This window comes from Tianweitania sediminis (assembly GCF_017813335.1).
In the GTDB taxonomy this organism is placed as follows: Bacteria; Pseudomonadota; Alphaproteobacteria; order Rhizobiales; family Rhizobiaceae; genus Tianweitania; species Tianweitania sediminis.
This window is the reverse complement of record NZ_JAGIYY010000002.1, coordinates 103,297-123,919: the sequence shown is the minus strand read 5'-3', so window position 1 is coordinate 123,919 and position 20,623 is coordinate 103,297. Positions and strand designations below refer to the sequence as shown.

14 protein-coding genes are annotated in these 20,623 nt (G+C 60.9%); 6 read left to right on the top strand and 8 right to left on the bottom strand.

Translation table 11 applies throughout. The annotated features are described in order from the left end of the window. Nucleotide 1: 1 nt before the first annotated feature. The 5 genes from J5Y06_RS23560 to J5Y06_RS07640 all read right to left on the bottom strand — a co-directional run bounded on the left by J5Y06_RS23560 (nt 2) and on the right by J5Y06_RS07640 (nt 6,947). Nucleotides 2-1,216 carry a glycosyltransferase family 2 protein gene (locus J5Y06_RS23560; RefSeq protein WP_425348069.1) on the bottom strand — a complete coding sequence of 405 codons (1,215 nt, stop codon included), beginning with the start codon at nt 1,214-1,216 and terminating at the stop codon, nt 2-4. A 993-nt stretch (nt 1,217-2,209) separates the two neighbouring features. Further along, nucleotides 2,210-2,665 carry a MarR family winged helix-turn-helix transcriptional regulator gene (locus tag J5Y06_RS07655; protein ID WP_209334557.1) on the bottom strand — a complete coding sequence of 152 codons (456 nt, stop codon included), beginning with the start codon at nt 2,663-2,665 and terminating at the stop codon, nt 2,210-2,212. Between the two features lie 137 nt (nt 2,666-2,802). Further along, on the bottom strand, nt 2,803-3,729 hold the full coding sequence (locus J5Y06_RS07650) for an alginate O-acetyltransferase AlgX-related protein (protein ID WP_209334556.1): 927 nt from the start codon (nt 3,727-3,729) through the stop codon (nt 2,803-2,805). Between the two features lie 64 nt (nt 3,730-3,793). Then, complete coding sequence (locus tag J5Y06_RS07645) at nt 3,794-5,125, bottom strand: HlyD family type I secretion periplasmic adaptor subunit (RefSeq protein WP_209334555.1); 1,332 nt, start codon at nt 5,123-5,125, stop codon at nt 3,794-3,796. 25 nt (nt 5,126-5,150) lie between these two features. Next, entirely contained in the window at nt 5,151-6,947 is a 1,797-nt protein-coding gene (locus J5Y06_RS07640) for a type I secretion system permease/ATPase (RefSeq protein WP_209334554.1), read from the bottom strand. A 274-nt stretch (nt 6,948-7,221) separates the two neighbouring features. Between J5Y06_RS07640 and J5Y06_RS07635 the strand changes: the two genes are divergently transcribed. Beyond that, complete coding sequence (locus tag J5Y06_RS07635; protein WP_209334553.1) at nt 7,222-9,000, top strand: glycosyltransferase family protein; 1,779 nt, start codon at nt 7,222-7,224, stop codon at nt 8,998-9,000. After that, the gene (locus tag J5Y06_RS07630) at nt 8,997-10,343 is read left to right on the top strand and encodes a glycosyltransferase family protein (protein ID WP_209334552.1); all 1,347 of its coding nucleotides are present in this window, start codon (nt 8,997-8,999) and stop codon (nt 10,341-10,343) included. The genes J5Y06_RS07635 and J5Y06_RS07630 overlap by 4 nt, the downstream gene beginning before the upstream one ends. Here J5Y06_RS07630 and J5Y06_RS07625 read toward each other — a convergent pair. Together J5Y06_RS07625 and J5Y06_RS07620 are read right to left on the bottom strand one after the other, a co-directional pair. Next, nucleotides 10,292-11,071 (bottom strand): SapC family protein, encoded by a 780-nt coding sequence (locus J5Y06_RS07625; protein WP_209334551.1) that lies wholly within the window; start codon nt 11,069-11,071, stop codon nt 10,292-10,294. The genes J5Y06_RS07630 and J5Y06_RS07625 overlap by 52 nt on opposite strands. Nucleotides 11,072-11,074: 3 nt before the next feature. Beyond that, the gene (locus tag J5Y06_RS07620; protein ID WP_209334550.1) at nt 11,075-11,776 is read right to left on the bottom strand and encodes a SapC family protein; all 702 of its coding nucleotides are present in this window, start codon (nt 11,774-11,776) and stop codon (nt 11,075-11,077) included. Between the two features lie 207 nt (nt 11,777-11,983). On the opposite strand from J5Y06_RS07620, the gene J5Y06_RS07615 reads away from it, so the two are divergent. The 4 genes from J5Y06_RS07615 to J5Y06_RS23425 all read left to right on the top strand — a co-directional run bounded on the left by J5Y06_RS07615 (nt 11,984) and on the right by J5Y06_RS23425 (nt 19,096). Beyond that, nucleotides 11,984-12,877 (top strand): hypothetical protein, encoded by an 894-nt coding sequence (locus J5Y06_RS07615; RefSeq protein ID WP_209334549.1) that lies wholly within the window; start codon nt 11,984-11,986, stop codon nt 12,875-12,877. Nucleotides 12,878-13,078: 201 nt separating this feature from the next. Beyond that, entirely contained in the window at nt 13,079-14,026 is a 948-nt protein-coding gene (locus tag J5Y06_RS07610; RefSeq protein WP_209334548.1) for a DUF4214 domain-containing protein, read from the top strand. A 103-nt stretch (nt 14,027-14,129) separates the two neighbouring features. Beyond that, a complete protein-coding gene (locus tag J5Y06_RS07605; RefSeq protein WP_209334547.1) occupies nt 14,130-16,718 on the top strand; it encodes a glycosyltransferase family 2 protein in 2,589 nt (862 codons plus the stop codon). Nucleotides 16,719-16,750: 32 nt separating this feature from the next. Further along, the gene (locus tag J5Y06_RS23425; protein ID WP_209334546.1) at nt 16,751-19,096 is read left to right on the top strand and encodes a glycosyltransferase family 2 protein; all 2,346 of its coding nucleotides are present in this window, start codon (nt 16,751-16,753) and stop codon (nt 19,094-19,096) included. Nucleotide 19,097: 1 nt separating this feature from the next. Here J5Y06_RS23425 and J5Y06_RS07595 read toward each other — a convergent pair whose 3' ends face one another. Continuing rightward, entirely contained in the window at nt 19,098-20,591 is a 1,494-nt protein-coding gene (locus J5Y06_RS07595) for a sensor histidine kinase (RefSeq protein ID WP_209334545.1), read from the bottom strand. Between the last annotated feature and the right edge of the window lie 32 nt (nt 20,592-20,623).

Below are 20,623 nucleotides of genomic sequence, written 5' to 3'. Positions count from 1 at the left end.
CTCACGTCTTGTGGGCGCGTGCCTCACGCGCCCACACACTGGCGCTGCGCCGATGCGGTGTTTTTTCCCAAACAAAGGGTTTGCGGTAAAGGTGCCAGACAGCCCGCCAGGCTGCGAACGAAATCAGCATCCAGTAGAGCGGTGTCGCGAGGACCACCCGCCAGAACCCCTTGCGCTCGCGCTTCATCAAGGTGGCGGCGCCGAGAACAAGAAAGGCCGCGTAGCCGCAGGTGATGTTGACGGCATCAACCGCAAAGATGATCGAGCGCTGCGCATCAGGCGTTGATCCCCATGCAAGTTCCGTCACCACGCCAGCGAGCGTCAGCAGCATCAGCGGATGAGCGGCGGCCGACAGAACCATTCCCGCAAAAAGGATCTGCACCATCAGGAAGGAACCGGTTCCAAGCTCGCGCCAAAGGCGCATCGGCCGGCGCATGTGCACCAGCCAGGTCTGAAGCCAGCCCTTGAACCAGCGGGTGCGTTGCGGGATCCAGGTTTTGATGCGCATCGGCGCATCCTCGAAGGTCGGATAGGTGATCGTGCCGGAGCGGTACCCGAAACGGGCAAGCCGAAGGCCAAGATCGGCATCCTCGGTGACGTTGAACGGATCCCAGCCGCCACTGTTGACCAGCGCCTCGCGGCGGAAGTGGTTGGAGGTTCCGCCAAGCGGCAGGATCAGCGACCGCGCCGCAAGCCAGGGCAAGAGGCCGCGAAACAAGGCTGCATACTCGAAGGCAAACAAGCGGGCGAGCATGCCTTGATGAGAGTTGGTGATCACCAGCGGCGCTTGCACGCATGCCAGGCTCGCATCGGCCTTGGCGAAGGCTTGCCAGGCTTCCACAAGTTGCAGCGGATGCGGCTTGTCTTCCGCATCATAGATGGCCACGACCTGCCCTGTCGTGGTGGGGAGCGCGTAAGCCAGAGCCTTGGGCTTGGTCCGCGGGCCGATCGCCGGAACCTCGATGATCTCCACCCAAGGCTTCAGGGGAACAGCACGCAATGCCGCCAGTGTTTCATGATCGTCTGCTTCGCAAACGAGCTTGATCTCCAGCTTGCTGCGCGGCCAAACGATGCGGCCGAGGCCGGCCAGCAATTCCGGCACGACATCGGCCTCCCGGTACAGGGCAACCATGACGGAATAGGTCGGCAGGTCCTTTGCCGCCACCGGCGCCAGCTTCTTGAGGTAAGGCGGCTGGGCATGGCGCGCAGCACGCATGCGCAGCAGCACGCAGCCGAGAAAAAAGACCGAAAAGAAGAGGTGAACACCAAACATGGTGGTGAATGGCCACAATGCAAAGGAAATGGGCAGCGCCATTGCGAGAGCACCGATCACCCACCCTTGCCAGGCACTCGCCACTAATCGTGCCGAGCAATCCGGCACGTCATTCGCCAGTTGATCGCGAGCCTGAGCGCCAAGCGTGGCTGCTGCGCGCTCCTTCACAGCCCTGCGCAGGGCGGCTGGCGGCACAACGATCAATCGCTCGCAAAGCTCTGGGCGCTTTTGCAGCAGGGCTTTCAACCGACCGATGTCGAGCAGGCCAAGTCCCAGCAGGCGAACAAGCGGCGCAGAGCCATCAAGGTAGGATAGCGGACGTTGCGCGCCACCGGGCCCAAGAAGGGCGATGAAGTCGTGATTGTCCGTGACAAGCCCACCGGAATCGACTTCGAGGCGAAAGGGAAGACCAAGCTCTTCCGCAAGCGCGAAGTAGAGGTTGGCTTCCGGGCAAGGCGCGGCCGCCAGAAGCTCGGCATGAAAGCTTGTTGCGTTTGTTCGCGCACGCGCAGCGATCGCAGCCATCTTGTCGAGAGGATATCCCACTCGCATCAAGATGGCGTACCAGTGCTGCATGTCCTCGAAAGGATCTCGGATCCGGGGCGGCGCTTCCGCCAATCCAGTCGAAGCTGGAACAGCTTTCAGCCGTAAAGCAGCCGGTGCGTTATCATTGGTGGTGGGGCTGTAGGGTTGTTCAACAGCGCTCACGGCTCACACCGAAATAGCGTAGGATCATGCGACGGGCATCCAATGAACTGGACGAGATCCCTGTCTCTCCTTGTCCCTCGCTTTCGGGTACTGGTCTCGCAACCAGCACGGCACAGATGAAGTTCCACTCGCCCTACCCCGACGCTACGCTTTTACTTGAACTTACATGAGAGATACTATTCACCCGCCGCAGTTTAGCAACTGGTTAATGGAATCTTGAAACAGATTTCAGGCTGAGGGTGACTTGTTGCCATGGGTCCAAACCGTGGCCGAGGCTTCCAGAACACTGTTCAGGGCAGTTGAAAGCGCCCGACGCTCGCTTTCGTCGAGACGATCAAGAGCCACCAGAACCCTCGCAAGAGGATCGCGGGCCAAATAGGCGGCGCCATTTTCGGTCAGTTCCAGGTGCTCCGCGCGACCGAGCGGCTGAAGATCCGATTTCCGCACCAGTTCCTTTTGGATCAGCGTGCGAACGGTTCTGCTGACCGGTCCATTCGCAAGCCCTTGGAACCGAGCAAGGCTACTGGCGGTGCGTGCCCCATCCTCGGCCCGGGCAAAATAACGCAGGGCAGTCCATTGCGCGGGGTATAGCCCTTCCGCATAGCCTATGGAGTGCATCGCACGACACGCCAATTCCAGCCGTTCGGCCAGACTTGGAACCGTGATAGGGCGCCGCGCAGCCACGACCCTGGCCTCCTCGTGCAGAGAGGGGGTTTTTCCAAACCCGATCACTCTACGCCGATCCGGCGGCACAGACCAGAGGCCTGGCTCCGCGGCTATGATCCTCACCTTTGGCCAGACGCGGGCGGCGCGCCCGACCTTCAGGGCCGGATCAGATCATCCGTCAACGGCGGCAAAAGGGCTGCTTCTTCGCCTGACTTGCGCTCGTGCTGTTCGCCGATCATCTTCAGCCAGTCCATGCCGTTGTAGGGCTCGCGGACGAAAAAACGCTCGATCTGGAGCATCAGCACCCGAGTCGGCCGGTAACGAAGCGCGAAGACCTCATCGAAGTCGCTCGTGTGAACGAAGCAGATCTTGTGGGCGCAAAGCGGAAGCATGAGGGCGAGCAACTCGCCAAAACTGTCATGCAGCACCAGCCACCGTTCGCCCTGTGGACGCTTCTCGTTGCCTGTGATCCGCAGGCGACCCACATTCATCAAGCGGTTGTCGTAGATCGGCTTCACCGCCGGGTCGGTGGAGATGCGCAGGCTGAACGGAACGGGAGGGTGTCCGATCTTTGAGCCGAGATCGCCAGGATTTTCGTAGGTGTGATCGATCGCATCCGAGAAGTCGAGGAGGTTCGGATCCGCACCCAGGAGGTCCGCAATGAACCTTGCATAGCGTTCAGCTCCGGCGAAGCTCCAATGGGTGTCATTCTTCGGATAGGCCGGAGGATCCTTCTGCTCCGCAAGGATCGACGGCTCGAAGACAATGGGATGAAGCGCATCAGCGCCTGCGTTCCGGTATTGCTGTAGCGGGCGGGGTCCGACGGAACCGGGCTTCACCGTGTCCGGCAGGAGGTGCGCGTATACCGTTTCGCGGTCAGGCACCACGACATGGTGGTATTCTGCGCCGAGCATCTGACAAAAAGCACGCCTGGCAGCATGAGTCGCAGCGATGTTCCAAATGCGCCGTTCGCTCAGAACGAATCGGCCTTCCACCTGATCGATCACGCGATTGGAATCGTTGGTCAGGAAAAGATATCCATCTTTTCCTTCCAGGACCTGGGCTTCACTCAGTTCGTTCATACTGGCCGGTCGGCATGCAAGGGCAGCGTGGCTGCCTTGGCCACTCGTGTTGATTCTGTTGCGCTTATCGATCGCGGAACGCAACCCGCAAACGATCGGTCAACGGCTGCAGCAGGTATTCCCCCGCGGTCCGCTCGCCAGTCGGGAGGATGATCTGCGCGGCCATGCCCGCGCGCACGCGATCCTCGCCAAGCTTCTCCAACTCATTCTTGTCGATCTCGATGCGGGCAAAGAAGTAGTCGTTCTTCGGATCCTGCGGATCTTTCACGCGATCATTGGAAAGCGCAATCATCTTGCCATAGAGGAGTGGGCTTTCACCGGCCTTGAAGTTGGGAAAGCGAATTTCCGCCGCCTGGCCGATATTGATGACGTCCACATTTTGCGGTGGGATCTGGGCGTTGATCACGAGGTTCTGGTCGACAGGCGCGATTTCCACGAGCGTGTCGCCTGACCGGATCACGGCACCGATCGTGCTTGGTCCGCGTGCCTGTGCAATGCCCGTACGTGGCGCATAGATGTGGAGGCGATCAAGGACGTCCTTTGCGATCTTGATGCGCTCGTCGGTTTCAGCCAGCAAGCGGCGCACTTCGATCAACTCGTTCAACACGGTGCTTTGCCAGTCTGCCCTTTGCTGCGCGAGTTCCAGATCGGCTTCGCCGATGGCCCGCCTCGCCTTCGCGACATCCGTGCGCGACCGGGCGATGGTGGCTTCCAGGCGTGATTTTTCCCGCTCGAGCGTCGTCACGCGGGTCAGCGAAGTGAGACCGCGCTTGAGCAGGACCTTCAGGCCGTCAAGCTCACGATCGATCTGGGTCACCTGCTCTTCGGAAGAGGCTCGCTCTGCTTCGAGACCGAGGATCTCCTCTTCAAGCGTGTCCTTCTTGTTGATCAGGACGTTTTCCTGCACCTCTCGCAAGTCACGCCGGCGTTTGAAGCTTGCTTGTTCGTCTTCAATCGCCTTCACGACAGTGGGGCTGGTGCTCGCCAGCAGTTGCTCGGAGAAGACGAGTTCGTCTTTTCTGTCACGCTCCGCCATGAGACGGGTTTCCTGCGCCGCGCGGATGGCGCGCTCGGTGGTCAGCACGCCCAGCGTCGCCAGGGAGGGCGTGGGATCGAGCACAAACAGGAGATCACCCTCCTGCACGAGCTGACCGTCCTCGACATGGATCTCCTGGATTATTCCGCCCTCGAAATGCTGGACGATCTGCTTGCTGCCTTCCACCGCGACAATGCCTGGGGCAACAACGGCGGAGTCCAGCGGCGCAGAGACGGCCCAGCCGACAAAGCCGCCGCCGCAAAGGAGCGTCACAAGCAGACCGGCGCGAAGCGGCTTGCGCCAATCCCCGCTGACTTCCGGGGCCGCGCGTTCGAAGTCGAGTTCCGGGCGCTCTGCCATGATCAATCTCCTCGTGAAGCCTGCGTCAACGGCGCGGTCCAGCGACGCCCGGCGCTGCATTCAATTGCGGTGGGCGGATATTGATGACCTTCGGCTTGGTGAACCGGCGGCTGACTTCGTCGCAGGGACCGAAGTCTTTCATTACGCCCTCGCCAAGAACCACGACGAAGTCCGCTATGGATAAAATGCTCGCCTTGTGCGTGACCAACACAACGGTTGCACCCCGCGCGCGGACAGCCTGCATGGCCTTGGAAAGAATTTCCTCGCCTGCGCCATCCAGGTTGGAATTGGGTTCATCCAGAACAACAATGGCAGGGTCGCCGAAAAGGGCACGCGCCAGCCCGATCCGTTGCCGCTGCCCGCCAGAGAGCCCTTGCCCCTGCTCTCCGATGCGCGTGTCGTACCCGTGCGGCAAAGCCTGGATCATGGCGTGGATGCCAGCATTCGTGGCCGCCTTGATGATCTGAGCCGAATCCGCATCGCTGAAGCGGCAAATGTTTTCGGCCACGGTTCCGGGAAAAAGTTCGACATTCTGCGGCAGGTAACCGAGGTGAGCGCCGAGATCCTCGTCGTTCCAGTTGTCGATGTCGGTGCCGTCGATGCGGATGATACCCCGCAAGGGCTTCCAAACGCCAATAAGAGCACGCGCGAGGGACGATTTCCCGGATGCGCTCGGCCCGACCACCGCAAGGATTGACCCGGCTGGAACGGAAAAGCTGATGTTGCGCAGAAGGATGCTTTCGACGCCCTTGCCCGGCGGAGCGATCGCCACGTCATAGACCGCCAGATCGCCTTTGGGCGCCGGCAAACGCATGCGTGGCGCTTCGGCGGCCGTTTCCTGCAACAAGGATTGCAATCTGGCGCGCGCCTGCCGGGCGGCAGCGATGCTTCGCCAGGATCGGACAAGCCCCTGCAGCGGTGCGGTAGCCTGCCCGACAATGATGCTTGTGGCGAAGATCATTGCCGCGTCGAGGCTGTTGTTCAGCACGAGATAGGCGGCCAGCGCGAGAACAAGCGTGTTCCCGAGGTTGCGTGTGAAGGAGCCAAGTATCCTCAGGAAGGTGGAGCGGTCATCAGCGGCGATAGACCAATGCATGGCGTTCCGGTGCGCGCGTTGCCAGCCCCCTCGCATGGCTGGCCGCATTCCCATGCTGTGTACCGACTCGTAGTTCTGGAAAGCAGCATTTGCTCGCTTCGTTGCAGCCTGCTGCGCTTTGCCAAATTCGCGAACGGGTTCGGCCGTCACGCGAGAGGTCATGTAGTTGATCACCGCCATCGCTCCACCAGTAACAACAACGAGGGCGACGAAGGCTGGGTGGATGATCCAGCATACGATCAGGAAAAGCGGAAAGAACGGCAGCATCAACAAGCCGGGAAGAGCCGAGCCGTTGATGAAATTGCGCAAAGCGTCGACGTCAGCCATCGTTGGCAGATTGCGATCCATGGGACGCCTGACGATGGCTTTCTGGACAGCGTCGAACGTGTCACCGGCAATTTTTTGATCGAAACCGACCGAAGCGCGGCGCAGCATGTCGGCTCGCACGGTCTCAAGTATCGCTTCGACTGCGATTGCAAAGAGAACGATAATCGTCAGGACGATCATCGTCGTTTCATTGCGGCTGTTGATGACCCGGCTGTACAAGTTCATCATGTACAAAGGACCGGAGAAGCCGAGTACGGTTATCAGAAACGAGAAAAACAAGCCCCAGCCGATGACCGGTCGAAGGCTCTGTTCTGCATCTTCCAAACTGGTGCGGACATACTGATGCGATGAGATGGCTTCATTGACACCTTTCAGCGAGCCAGCGACCTGCTTCGACATCAATCGTCCCTTCCCGCGCGACGTTGCGTCGACCGCCAAGCTCCAAAGCCTTCAGGCTCTTTGGCCGCAATGAACGTCGAATGACGGCAGAAGCGTGGCTGAACCTGTTTAGCAAGACTTTGATACCGCAAAACAAGGTCGAATGCATAGCCGTCCCGATCTCTTGTGTGAATGATGACAGGCAGATCGCGCAATGCAGCATCAGCCTGCTTGCTCCATTGGAGCAATTCGCAGAGAATAGATCTGCAAAGGATTATTGAACGAAACGAGCATCATGAGCGTCTCCAAGGATCTCAGCCTTAGGGCGCCGGCTTTTTCCAGTTCGCACGCGGTGGCGACGCGGTCCGCTGCTTTCGAGACTTCAGTTGGAGACCTCGGCTATGTCTTGCATTTCGCTTCAAAAATCATTGTCGCTATACCGCGACCGCAGGCTTGGATCGAAACGATCACGCTACAAGACCCCCTTGGCTTCCAGGCAGGTCTGCAGGACTGGACCAGTCTCGATTACGCAATGAACAGTGATGAAACCTCATCATCGGATTTGAAGCTGACCATTGCCAGTACCCCGCGCGACGCGGGCCTCGACCTCACCGGGCGTGTGGCAGTCACGATTGAAACCGAGGATGGCGGGCAGATCGCGTTCAATACCCGCATTGCCACCGTTAAGCCCGGAGCCCATGGTGACCCGGTGCTGCGCGGACTGGTTGTTGCGGCAGCGGAAGCCGGTGCCATCGACCTGCGCGCGTCGTCCCTCCTGGGCAATCGCTGCCGCTGGGTCGCCGTGGAAGAGTTTACGCCGCTCTTGTTCAACAGCAGCCTGGAAGGGGAAGATGGCGTCCTCATCGAGGGATGGATGCAGGACGCGCATATTCGATCCTTCGCCCTCGTGAACACAGATTTCACGAGCTATGTACATGTTGAAGACATGCTGTTGCGGGCCGTTGAGCGTCCTGCGGAGGTCCGGAACCGGACCCGGCGCCGCTCGCAGTTGACCAAACTTGAGGGCTTCCTCGCTGCGCTTCCTTTGAATGGTTGTTCTGCCGAAGAGGTCCTGGTTGTTGAGCACCTCGCCGGCGAAACCCTCTTGTCGGGTCCTTACCGGCTGAAGCTCGAGGGCAATCCCCAACACATGGTGGAAGAGGTCACGCGATCCATCGAGCTTGACCCAGACCAGCCGCTGCCCAAGAGCCTGGCGGTGGTGAGCGCTCTTACCAGGCGGCGGAGCATTGCCCCATCCTTCAGGGTGCAGCGGTTTGGCCAGCAATCAGAAGCCAAGATTTCCATCGTGGTCGCCATGTCCGGCGACGAAATTTTCCTTCAGTCGCTGCTTCATCAACAACAAAGGCTGTCGCCGCATCTGGAATGGGTCATCTGCCTTGAGGCCGGAGAACGGGCGACGGGTTTTGCCAGGATCATCGCCACCCAAGGGCATCGTTTGCGAGGTGCAATAAAGCTTGTCATCGCCGACAGCCCTTGTGGAACGATGCGACTGAAGAACATCGGTGCGGAAAAAGCGGCCGGCGACATCCTCGTTTTTGTCGAAGAAACAACATGGTTCGAAGATCGAAGACCGTGGCTCGCCGCTCTGCTTGCCTTGCGCGACCGCGCGTTCGATGTGGTTGGGGTGGGGCTCGCCATGGAAGATGGCAACTTGGACAATGAAGGTCTTTTCGTCCGAAACCATGCCCTGTCTCCGCACCTTCCCTCGGTTGAGTTCAAGAACCGCGGTCGGCCGAGCTTTCCGAGTAGGCCACGGCCGGTGATCGAGCCAGTCGACGCCGTTTCCAGCGCAGCGCTCGTCACCAGCCGCGGCCGCTTTTTTGCGATCGGCGGCTTCGATGAGGGCTTCGAGGCGGCGCGATATGCCGACAATGAGTTCGCGCGACGCGCAGCGGCAGCAGGAGCCATGATTGGCTTTGTTTCGGGCCGAGGCGCGACACACGTAGAAGGCGCAGCGTCCGCCGCGGCCGATCAGGCGCGGTTGCTTGCAGACCGACTTCGCCACGCTATCGCCCTTGCCGACCAGACAGCAATCCAGGGTCTGCTGACATGAAGGCGTTCGAGTTCGCGGATCAACCGGACGCCCACCGCGTACGGGTGCTGATCATCGCGCCCAGTGACCCCGAGGGGCGTTACAATCGTGCGTCGCATGCGGCTTTCCGGCTTTTCAAGGAACTGCAGAGTGACCCGCAGATCACGCCGATTTTCCTGGCACTTGGCGACCGCGAGGTCGCGGCCATGTCCGCATCAACAGGACTGGTGGAAGAGCGCTCCGGCGAGGCTCGCCTGAGTGTTCCTCCCCTTGATCGCTTTGGACTGTTCTCCAGTGACGCGCAGGAGCGGGATGCCGCGGTTGAACGGCTTGTTGCCCAAACGCGTCCAGATGTCATTCACCTGCACCACCTTGGAGGGCTTGGCCTCGACTCGCTGAAGGCATTTGCTGATCTGTGGATCCCTGCGGCCGTTACGCTATACGGAAGCCTGCGGGGGGAAGAGGATCTTGCGCAACCCAAGAATCGGACCGCAGCGCGCTTCATCCAGCGCCGCCTCGTACAGGACGTTCTCGATCTCGCGAGCTTTATCTTTGTTCCAAACGCGCTGCTAGCACGGCAGATCCAAGACTTCCTTCCTGCCGAATTGGAAGCCGAGGTTGTCGCGCCGCTCACCGAACTCCCCCCCTCGCGAGCAAGGAAGGACGAGGTCGCGAACAGGTCAACATGGAGAGCCTTCCGGTCCGCTCCGGCTGCCGTCCCTGCTGTCCCCCGGCGCTTCGGCTTTTTCGCGACCAGCATGAATGCGCCGAGCGTGCGGGTCTTCAAGTTTGGCTTGGATCAGGTGCCGATCGATCTGCGTGCGCAAATGGATCTTGGCGTCTACACGCCAGCGTCTTTGGGCGATCGGACCGCCGGTTCCAAGAAGGAGGGTCGTTCGAATGAACCTTCCGCACCCCACCTGAAAGATCGGGAGATCCGCGACGCCGTTTCCCTTTGCGCTTGCGTCGTGGTGGCGGACCTTGCGGATTCCATCGCCTTCACCGCCGTGCAGGAGGCAATGTTTCAGGGCATCCCTGTAATCTGTCCAAGGCTCGGCGAGGCCGGCGCTGCTGACCCAACGCTCATCGAGATCAGTCTGACTCGCAGAGACGTTGCAGAAACCCTGCAAAAAGCCCTTCGCGAAGCGTTGAAGCGCTCACCACCGGCGACCTCCGAGGCAAGGCTGGACCGGCAAGCGGTTCAGCGGCACATCGCAATCTACCGAGCCTTGGCCGGCGGGGAACAGGTGCCGCTGGCAGATGTGGAGCCTTCTTTCCCCCTGCAGGACCAGGAGCCGGTGGCGAAACGATTTCAGTTCTGGTCGAAGTTGAAGAAGAGCTTGCTGTCTTCATCGCCCGCATAAGCGGGTTCTTCTTCCTCCTCACGCCTTTCCGCCGCTTTCAAGGGGACGGTTGATCGTTGCGTTTTGCCCGGCAGGAAGCGCGACGAGTAAAGCATGGCGATTGCAAGCAGGAACGCGTGGTGCGGCTTCTCGCCCAGCGTCGCGAGATCGTCGCCCGACAAAGCAAAGAACGCTTCCTGGTCGACAGTCCAGAACGGCGTTCGCCCTTGACGATCCTTCAGATCAGGGAGCGGCTTCAAAACCGAAGCTTCCGCCAGTGCCTTTGCGGCATCCTCGCTTTGCTTGCGCTCGAGCCGCAATTGCTGGAGGCGACGCAGGATAGCCTTGATCAGCGGAGCCGGACGCCCTTCTTGGTCAAAAAAGCGGTTGGTGCGATCCGGTCCCACTGTTTTGTCGTCAACCGCAACGGCAAGGACCGGCTTTTCCTCGCCTGTTTCCAGCGCCTGAAACGGATGATAGCGCAGTGCGGTTGGCGGTCGTCCGAAACGCCAACCAAAGTCTTCGTCGAGCGGGCTTTTACCGGGTTCACCTGTTTCCAGCGGTACCACGGGGACCCAATCGCCGCCGCGCTTGGCAACAAGAACCGGAAGATGTTGTGACAGGCGGCGGATTTCCGAACGGGCCAACGGAACCCAAGGATCATTTCTCGCGAAGGAATAGGTATAGGCGAAATCCCAGTTCAGGTGCTGGTGGAGAGCCACATGCAGCGGATTGAACAAGAAAGCCATGGCTCAGACGCCTCCACCTGAACGCCCAGCAAGACCGGGAAGATCGTCTGCCCGTTCCTGCACCCGTTGGCGGGACAAGACGTGATGCTCGATGGCGGAAACGAAGTCCGGGCCGTGCCTTGCGGCCAAGCTGACATAGGCGTCGCTCGCCAGAAAGCGTGGGGAGATCACGTGCAGGTCGCTGTTGTTGACATCGACGTCGTCGAAGCTCAGCCGCAGGCGCCAGAGTTCGAAAGCGTCCGCTGCCTCAAGCTCGGCATTCCAGGCCCTGGCGCGATCGCGTTCGGCTCCCACAAGCCACAAGATGTCCGTCCGCTTCTGAGCCGGTGCACTGAGTTCGTCTCCTTCGAAGAGAGCCGTGCCGCCCTTCGCGTCGCTTAGATCGAGCAGCACTGTTGCGCTGCCTTCCGATGAAGCGGGCCCGAGGCACAAGGGGTAGGCTTGAAGAAGCAAGGGAGTGGCTTCTGGAGGATGCGCGGCCAGACGCTGTGCGAGAGGTGGCTGGTCTGCAAAGCCGATCATAGCGACAGCCTCCACCTGCTCCCCTTGCCGCACCCATGCGGTTGGCCAGAAAGCCGCCAAGGTCGCCATTTCGATGAAGAAGATCGGGACGAGCCGCTGCTGTGCAAGATGCTCGTAGTGGGACAGCGCGTGCAGGCGCTGACGCGGATCTGATGGGTCAAGCGCCACTAGATTCTTGTACATCGTTGGCTCGAATTCCAAACCGAGGCTGAAACGCCCCATCATGCTTTACGTTCAAGGCGTTCGCGAAAAGATCTGCAGAACCCAGCAGCCTCCAAGCCCGCAGCCAACCCTATATGTTCTTGTTGCTGATATCCATGTTGCTATACGATAGGTGAGTTTCGTTGCAGCCGGGCAGATCGGCCGACCTTTGGAGCGTAAGTTGTAAGAATGACGGTTCAGCGCCTGAAGTCCCCGCCTACTGAAGCATATCGCTTCAATTCGCGCATTCTCACCCTGGACCAGGGCCTGCATGGTATCCGCTACACGTCTGATGGGGACGAGCGGAATGCACCGGCCGTGATGATCCAGGCGTTGCCCGCTGATTCGGAAGCGATCGATCACATGCCATCGCCCGGCGCGACACCTGGCTGCCTGACCTCGCCAGGCGAGATGCTGGTTCTGCGGGCCAGCCGAAAGGCACGAATCGTAGCTACGATCGTGACCACTGCAGGTTACGTCAAGAACGACAGCCTGCAGCTCAAGGTCGATCGTCTCGACGCGCCTCGTCGCCCCCGCAAGGTTTCCGAAGAGCCGCGGGCTTCAATTCCCGAAGCGCCCACGCCCACGAAGCCTAACCGCCCTGCGGCAGTCACCGCGCCTGCAGAAAAGCCTGCCCCCCGCGCTCTTGAACCGATCATCGAGGTCATCGAACCTGCGGTGGCTTCATCGCGGGTGGCGTCCACTCCGCCTGTTGCGGAAGCCCTTTTGGAGGCGAGCTACCGACCTGCCCAGGCGCCACAGCAAAACTCAGGTCCTGCCATCACGGTCGGGATTCTGGCACAAGGCGCCCGTTCGTGGCGCAACGCTCCCCTCCACCAGAGCGGAGGCCAGAGCGGTGAAACCATTGTGGGGCTCCGCGCCAAGCCGGAGGGGCAGGTTGCGTCGGGGACCCAGTTGCGTTTGACAGTCTTGATGAATGACGGGCGAACCCGCGAAAGCGTCGGGCAGGACGTCCGCATTGAAGCGATGGGCGCCACGTTCATCGTCGCCGCGACGCTTCTTGGACGGACACCATCTTCACCCAACTGGGCCGTTCTCGGCCAACTGCAGTTCAGCAATTAGCAGCGAGGATTGGCCACCCTCTCCTTCCGGTATGGGTGCGCGACAATTTTATTCTTCGGCAGTGCAACATCTCTATCGACAGCCCCGGGTATAGATGCTACTAAATAGGTAGTCAGTCAGGGAAGCTGTCCTACTAGGGACGCGGCTGCATCAAGGGGCGCGGTTCTTTCGAAGTGCCGCAACTATTTTTGAGAGGGATCCATGGCTACCTACGACTCGCCGCGCGCGACCGTTGAGACCAACCTGGAAAGCACGGTTGGCAACTTCCTTTCGGCAAAGATCCTTGCGGCTCTCGAAGCCAACGGCGACGCCGGTGGTGACGTCACCATCAATCAAGGCTGGACGCCGGGTTCTACGGTGGCTCCCGGTACGGACATCTTGATCGCAGCGCCCGGTTCCGTTTCGGGCGAGATCGACATTCCGGCTGGCGTCTCGGCGCTTCTCTTGACTGGTCCCACGGGTGTTCAGGCGACCTTCAATGTCACGGGTGATGTTGGCGTTGCGCTGACCGAAGCCAAGGACATCATCTCGATCTCCATGCCCACCGATAATCCGGACACTCCGGAGAACGAAGCGGCTGTTGAAGCCACGTTCGATGGTGGCAACGGCTTCGATATCGGGCGCGTCGAGGGTTCGATCGAAGATTACACGGTTGTGTTCGCCAACGGCGTCTTGACGCTGACGAACGAAGCCGGCGGCGTCATCACCATGAACGACCTGGAATATGTCCAGTTTGCCGATGGCAGCGTCGTCATGAACCTCAACACGGTGAACGATGTTGCGTCGGCCACGCTGTACGAAGTGATCCTCGGTCGCTCGGCTGACGAGGGTGGCATCGAATACTTCTCCGGCGCGCCTTCCACTGAAGATTTGCTCAGCACTGCCGACTTCATGCTGCATTCGGAAGAGTTCACCGCGCAGTTTGGCGACGTGGACAGCCTCTCGGACGAACAGTTCCTGGACATCATGTACCAGGGTGCTTTCGGTCGCGATGCCGACGAAGGTGGCGAAGCCTATTGGCTGGCCCAGCTCGCCGGCGGCATGTCGAAGGCAGAAGTTGCCCTCAACTTTGCAGTTTCCAACGAGGCGGATGTCACTTTCGACAATCTGATCAACCTCAACCAGACCCCGACGGTCGGGAACGCCTGATCGGTCTGAATGAACATCAAGCGGCGGGACATGCTCCCGCCGCTTTTCTTTTGGGCCTAATGCTCGTCATTGGCCCCGCTCGAAAAGCGGCTTGATCTGGCACATGGACCTTTCCATCTCTGCCGCGGCTCACATGCCCGTTGACAGTGCGAGCGACGGATCAGCGATACGTTTTCCGGTTTGGGCGCAAAGCCATTCAACGCGGTGGCGCTGGCGGCAATCCTTGATCCACCATGCCTTGGAGGCCTACGGCCGAGGCGAGTGGCGTGAAGCCCTTCGATGCCTTGATCTTTGCTGTTCGCTGCCGATCCCGGCAACCGAAGACCTGCTGTTCCGGTCCGAAGTCTACGGCAAACTCGGGCAGTCCGCCTTGAGTACCGCAGACCTCGAAGCGGCGTTTGCCATCGATCCGACGCTGCCAGCATTGCAGATGCGCATGCTCCACCAGTTGTGGCGTTCGACGGACGAGCCCAGCCGGCTCGTGCAGTTCGCCCGCCGTCTGGTTTCCATCGACACCGCACCAGCCGTTCTACGGTTTTGTCTCACGCGCGTTCTTGATGACGGGACGTGGTCCGGTGTCGCGCTCACCAGGATCAGCGGCTCGGCCATTCGCATCTTGCTCCTGACGAAGTCCGCTGAAGACGTTTCAATTGAGGGGCGCTTTTCTGGTCAACGCCGGCAAGTCGTCACACGAACAAGCAGCAATCATGACCGGGCCTCGGTTCTGGGACATGCAAGCGTCGTTGAAATGCCGTGGCCGGAGGGCGAGCGGAGCGTTGCCCTTTCTTCGCCCGGTAACAGCCTGTGGTGGCCGAAGCCGTGGCATGGCCGGCCCTGGCATCAACACACATCGAAGCCCACAGGCACACCGATCGTGCCGGAGGGCACGAACTCGGCGCTAGTGACCGTGATCATGCCGGTTTTTGACGGTCTGGCGGCGACACAGGCGAGCCTCGATGCGCTTCTGGACGAGCATGCAAGCACGACGCGCCACCGGATCGTTCTTGTGGACGACCGGGGACCGGACCCACGCATCCCTGCGATGCTGCATACGGCAGCGGCCCGAGCGGCGCAGCAGGGCTTCGAACTGAAGATCCTGCGCAACCCCGCCAATCTCGGCTTCATCGCCAGCGTCAACACGGCACTGGCAGCCTTTCCGTACGGCCCGGTGGTTCTCTTGAACGCGGACACGATCGTCCCGCCTGGTTGGCTGGACCGCATGGTTTCGGCTGCGCGAAAGCTAGGTGTGGGCACCGTGACCCCCTTGTCGAACAACGGCGAAGTCACGTCGATGCCGCAGATGTTCACCTCTGCTCCGATGCCCTCCCCCAATGTGGTGCGTCGCATCGATGCGTTGGTCGCCGAAGCCAATCGCGGCCGGGTGGTCGATGTTCCGAACGGTGTCGGCTTCTGCATGCTGATCACGCAGGCGGCGCGCGATGCCTGCGGGTTCCTCAACGACCTCGACTACGACCAGGGCTATCTGGAGGAAGTCGATTACTGCCTTCGTGTAGCTGAACACGGGCTCCGTAATGTCTGCGCCTGCGACGTCTTTGTTGGACATGAAGGCGGTCAGTCCTTCAAGGATACCAAGCGCGCACTGGTGGTGCGCAACCTCGGAGAACTTGAGCGGCGATTCCCGTCCATTCGCCGCGACACGCTCCGCTTCCAGACCGAAGACCCTCTTGCGGATGTCCGCAGCGCCTTCCAGCTTGATGTTCTCGGCAGCGGCATCGGCGTCGGATCGATCGCGCTGGAAGTCGGCAGCCAAGCTTCCACGCGGCACATGTCGGCCACCCCGCAGTCCGGAAGGGACGTTCCGGTGATCCTTGTAACACCGATACGCCTTCAACCTGACGGTTTGGTACTGCGTCTGGAAAGCAGTACGCTTTTGGCGCCTCGGCAGCTTGACCTTACCGTTTCGGAGTCGAGCGCGGCAGCCAAGGAGCTTGCGGCGCTGCTGTCCGCCTTTCGCGTCGAATCGGTCCTGTTCACCGAATTGTCTTCCGTCACTGAACCGTTGTTTTCGCTGCCCGCTCTGCTTGGAGCGCCGCATGATCTGCGTCTCACGGGATCCGAGTTCGGCGACGGGCTCTTTGCAGCCGATCTCCTGGAAGGCGCGCGACAGATCGAAACCGTGTCGCCGACGCTGATGAGGCTCGCGCACCGGCTGGGACGTGACGACGTGCGGCTTGAAAAGCCCCGCGCGTCGCAGGCTCCGGTCCTTTCCCGTCCGGCCGGAGACGAGATGGACGCGGCGGCCGTTGCCGTTTTCTGTGAAGCCGATGACAGTCAAGCTGCAGAGCTCGTGCTGCAGATGGCGCGATCGTTTCTTGTCGACAACCTGCCCTGGTACCTGGTTTTGTTTGGGCGGCAAGCCTCGCCTGCCATGCTTGCAACCACGCGGGTCATCAACGGAGCCGATTTCGACCACGACCGTATCGCCGATCTCCTGCGTCTTCACGCCACGCACGCATCCCTGTGCCTGATGCGAACAAAAAATTATGAGCATCCAGTGCAGGATCTGCTGCTGCAAACCGCACGCCCGCTTTTTTCCCTCAGCGCGAGCCTCGTGGAACCGCTGGATATCCCTGCGGACGATCTTATCGTTCTCCCGCATCATGTGACGGCCAGCGCGATCGTCGACGCGTTGAGGAAGACGGTTCCTGTGCCTGCTTCCCTGATGCTATAGCGTCCAGACCTTCCTTCTTCGCGGCAGTTTACGTGTCTTCAGCCATCATTGCCGAGCTTCGCATCCAGGGCCAGTTACTTGTCGGCTGGGTAATTGATCCAAAACAGCCCGACCGTCGGTTCGTTGTTGAAGTGGATTGCGACGACCAAGCGCTGATGGTTGCTCGAGCAGAAGCTTTCCTTCCGCACCTGCGGGACGCCGGGCATGGTGATGGCTGCTACGGCTTTGCCGTGACTCTGGACGAGCCTGACTCAGGACGAAAGCCGTTTCGGCGTCGCTATACGCTGCGGATTGCCAACACCTCCCTGGTGCTCGCGTCGGTCTCGCCTTCCCTCGGTCCGGTGGTCGAACCCGTCAGCCTCGGCGGTCACGTTGTTTGGCGTGGAGGGCTCCGCTTGAGCGGTATCCTCCATGGCTTTCAGGTGCGCGAGATCAGCGGAGGCCTTCAGGTCTTCGAAGGTTCGAGCCGCATCGATGCTGTTGTAAGTCATAGCCCGAGCAGCGAAAGCGAGCGGGACAGCGCCTTCGATCTTTTCCTGCCGGCGGGTCTCGCGGACGGTGCGCTTCACACGGTCCGTGTGCTCGACCCCAATGGAGCAGAGCTTGATGGCAGCCCCTTGTGGATCGTCGCGGATCTGGCCGGCTTCCGCGGGCTTGCGGATCGAGCGCTTGCGGGATTGAAAGAGCGCGACGCGCTCCGGGACCGACTGCTGGACCATCTGGATCTCCTGGTTCCGGCCTCGCTTCCGTTTGACGGCTACTCGACCTGGTTCCAGAAGGTGGAGGAACCCGAAGATTTTGGGCCGACCGACGATCCGATGACCGTCGGCATCGTGATCATCGGCCGGAGCGCGCAAGAAGTCACCGTGGCTTCTCTCCGAGAACAGGTCGGCGGCGTCTCGGTGCGGGTCGGGATCCTTGATACGGACGATCACGGACGGTTCACCGCAGAAGCATGGTCCCAGTTGCAGAAGGCGCTGCTGCGCGGGGTGCCACTCAAGGCAGTTCTGGTTGTGCGCGGCGGGACCAGCTTCAATCCCAAGGCCTGTCGCCTGTTAGGCGAGGCCTTCAGCAGCGGCGATCATCCGCCCGGTGTTGTTTTCGCCGACCACACGCTGTTCAACGGCGAGGGCCTGACCGTGCCAGTGCTGGCGCCGGCCTTCGACTACGAGCGCATGCTGAGCCAAGGCTATGGTGAAGGCCTTTTTGCGCTGTCACCCGGCCTGATGGAGCAAGTCCGCTTCAACGATGTTTCTTGCAACGCCTATGACGTCCTGTTCGCTGCGTTGGAACAGGCCGCGCCGTCCCTGCGTGACAAGGTTGCGCATTTGCCGCGCGTGTTGGCAAACGTGCCGCAACGACCGCCGCAACTGGCCGCGTTGCTCTTGAAGGATGCGGTGCAGCACCATTGCGCGCGCATCGGCATCATGCATGACGTGGACGCGACGGCAGGTCAGACCTACCCGGTAGTACGGCTGCGCAGACCGCAACCTGAGGGACAGGTCGAAATCATCATCCCGACGCGGGACCGGCTTGATTTGCTGAAGCCCTGCCTCACCACCCTCTTCGAACGAACCGAGCATCCGCATTATCAGGTGACCGTGATCGACAACGGATCGGTGGAACGCGAAACACGCGCTTATCTGACCGAACTCGAACAGCGCGGAGCCATCAAGATCCTGCGCGATGATGGCCCCTTCAACTACTCCCGGCTCAACAATCGGGCGGTTGGTCATTCCACTGCCGACTTCATCTGCCTGCTGAACAATGATGTCGAGATCATCGCACCCGGCTGGTTGTCTGCGATGCAAAGCCACTTCGCACGACCGGATGTCGGAGCCGTCGGTGCCAAACTCACCTGGCCTAATCGCATGCTGCAGCATGGCGGCGTGGTGCTCGGCACCGGCTTCGCGGCCTCCCACGCATACGACCGCTATCTTGCCGATGAGCCCGGCTACCTCGACGGCATCCGTGTTGCGCGGGAATGCGGCGCGCTGACCGCTGCCTGCATGCTGATGCGCCGGAGCGATTATCTGGCCGTGGGTGGGTTGGATGAGTTGATGTTTCCCGTCGCCTTCAATGATGTTGATCTGTCGTTGAAGCTTCGCGCGGCAGGCCGGGTGTTGATCTGGTCGCCTGAAGCGGAGCTGCTCCACAAGGAGTCAGCCTCACGTTCGAAAGAGGTCGGTCGTTTGTCCGATCGCAGCCGTGCGGACAAGGAACTGGCAGAACTGCGCGCCAAATGGCGCTCGGCGCTGGTGGAAGATCCCTATTACAACCCCAACCTCAACCTCGATGTCTACACCTTCACTGGCTTGGCCGTGCCGCCCCGACGCCGGGACTTGCGGCGCAACCTGCCGCCGGTTCCCTACGGCTGAGTCAACCGTTGCGGCGAAGCACGGCGCGCGCTTCTTCGAGCCGCACCGGCTGGTCGGGAATGCCCAGCGCAAACTGGGTATGGCCACCAACGCTTTGCACCAGATCGAGCGTTCCCCCGTGCGCCCGGGCAAGCTCATGCGCGATGGCAAGACCCAGGCCGGTGCCGCCACTGCGGGCCGAACCGCGGAACGCGGCGAAGAGATTGCGGCGCGCTTTTTCCGGCAGCCCCGGACCGGTATCGGTCACGGTGATCCGCGACACCGTGCCGATCCGCTCGGCAGCAACTGTGACGCGCGACACCACGGCTGCGGAGGGCTCAGTCGCCATGGCCTGCACGGCGTTGCGGCACAGATTGCTCAGGATCCGGAACAGGTGGTCTGGATCGGCATCGATCTCGAAGTCGGCGGGAATGGCGTTGATGAATTCGAGGTCGCCTTCGGGCTCGATACCGAGCAGTTCGCCGACTTCTTCCACCACCTGGTGCAGGCGCAGGCGCCGGCGCGTCGGCGGCGCTTCCTGTGCGCGGCCATAGGACAACACGCCTTCCGAATAGGCGACCGCACGATCGAGCGTACGCACCAGCTTGGGCGCAAAGGCCTGCACGGCCGGGTCCTTCACGTTGCGCAGGCGGTCGGACATCAGCTGCGCGGAAGCCAGAATGTTGCGCATGTCATGGTTGATCTTGGACACGGCCAGCCCGAGATCCGCCAGGTGCTTCTGTTCGCCAAGCTGCTTCTGGAGCTGGCTTTGCATGGACGCCAGGCCACGCTGGGCAAAGCCAAGTTCGTCTTTTCGGGGCTGGGGCTGGATGATCTTGCCAGGGTCGTCCGGCTGATCAGCAAAGCGCTGCATGGAAGCGCGCAGCCGGCGAATTGGCCGCACCATCATCTGCAGGATCGTGAAAAACACGAGACCCGCGGTGATCACCGAGATCAGAAGCGACAGGAGCGCGATGTTGCGCGCATAAACCAGCATGGCCTTGCGCAGATCCGCATCACGGATGATGAGCTCGAACTCTTTGTTGCTCTCGCCTACATGGCCGTAAGCCCGCACCACCCGATCGCCTCCAAAAAGAAGCGTATCGAAGGCGCCTCGTATCGACTCAAAGGGTCCAATCGTGTCCAGGTCGATGTGCTCGTCGACTTCTGGGGGCATCTGCGAGACGAGCAGGAGCCGCGATTCACCGGCGTCTCGAACGGCGATGGCGATGGCACCGATGGCCCTCAAGACATCTTCCTGTGCCGCATCCTCGATGGGCCCACGATCCGTGCGCAAGATGACCAGGCTGATGGCTGCAGCCGTGCTGAGCCGTTCTTCAAACCAGCGGTTGCGGAAATCAGCAACGGATGGCGGGAAAATCAGCACTTCCGCGATCATGACGAACAGGATCGTCAGCATCAGAAGCTTGGTGGACAAGCGACGGAACACAGGAATGCGGTCCGAAGCAAGCTCGGCTTCGTCTGTCACCGCTGGATTGGCGGCGTCCCGCGCCATTGTGCATCCCTTAACAGCCGCTTTGGCGGTGA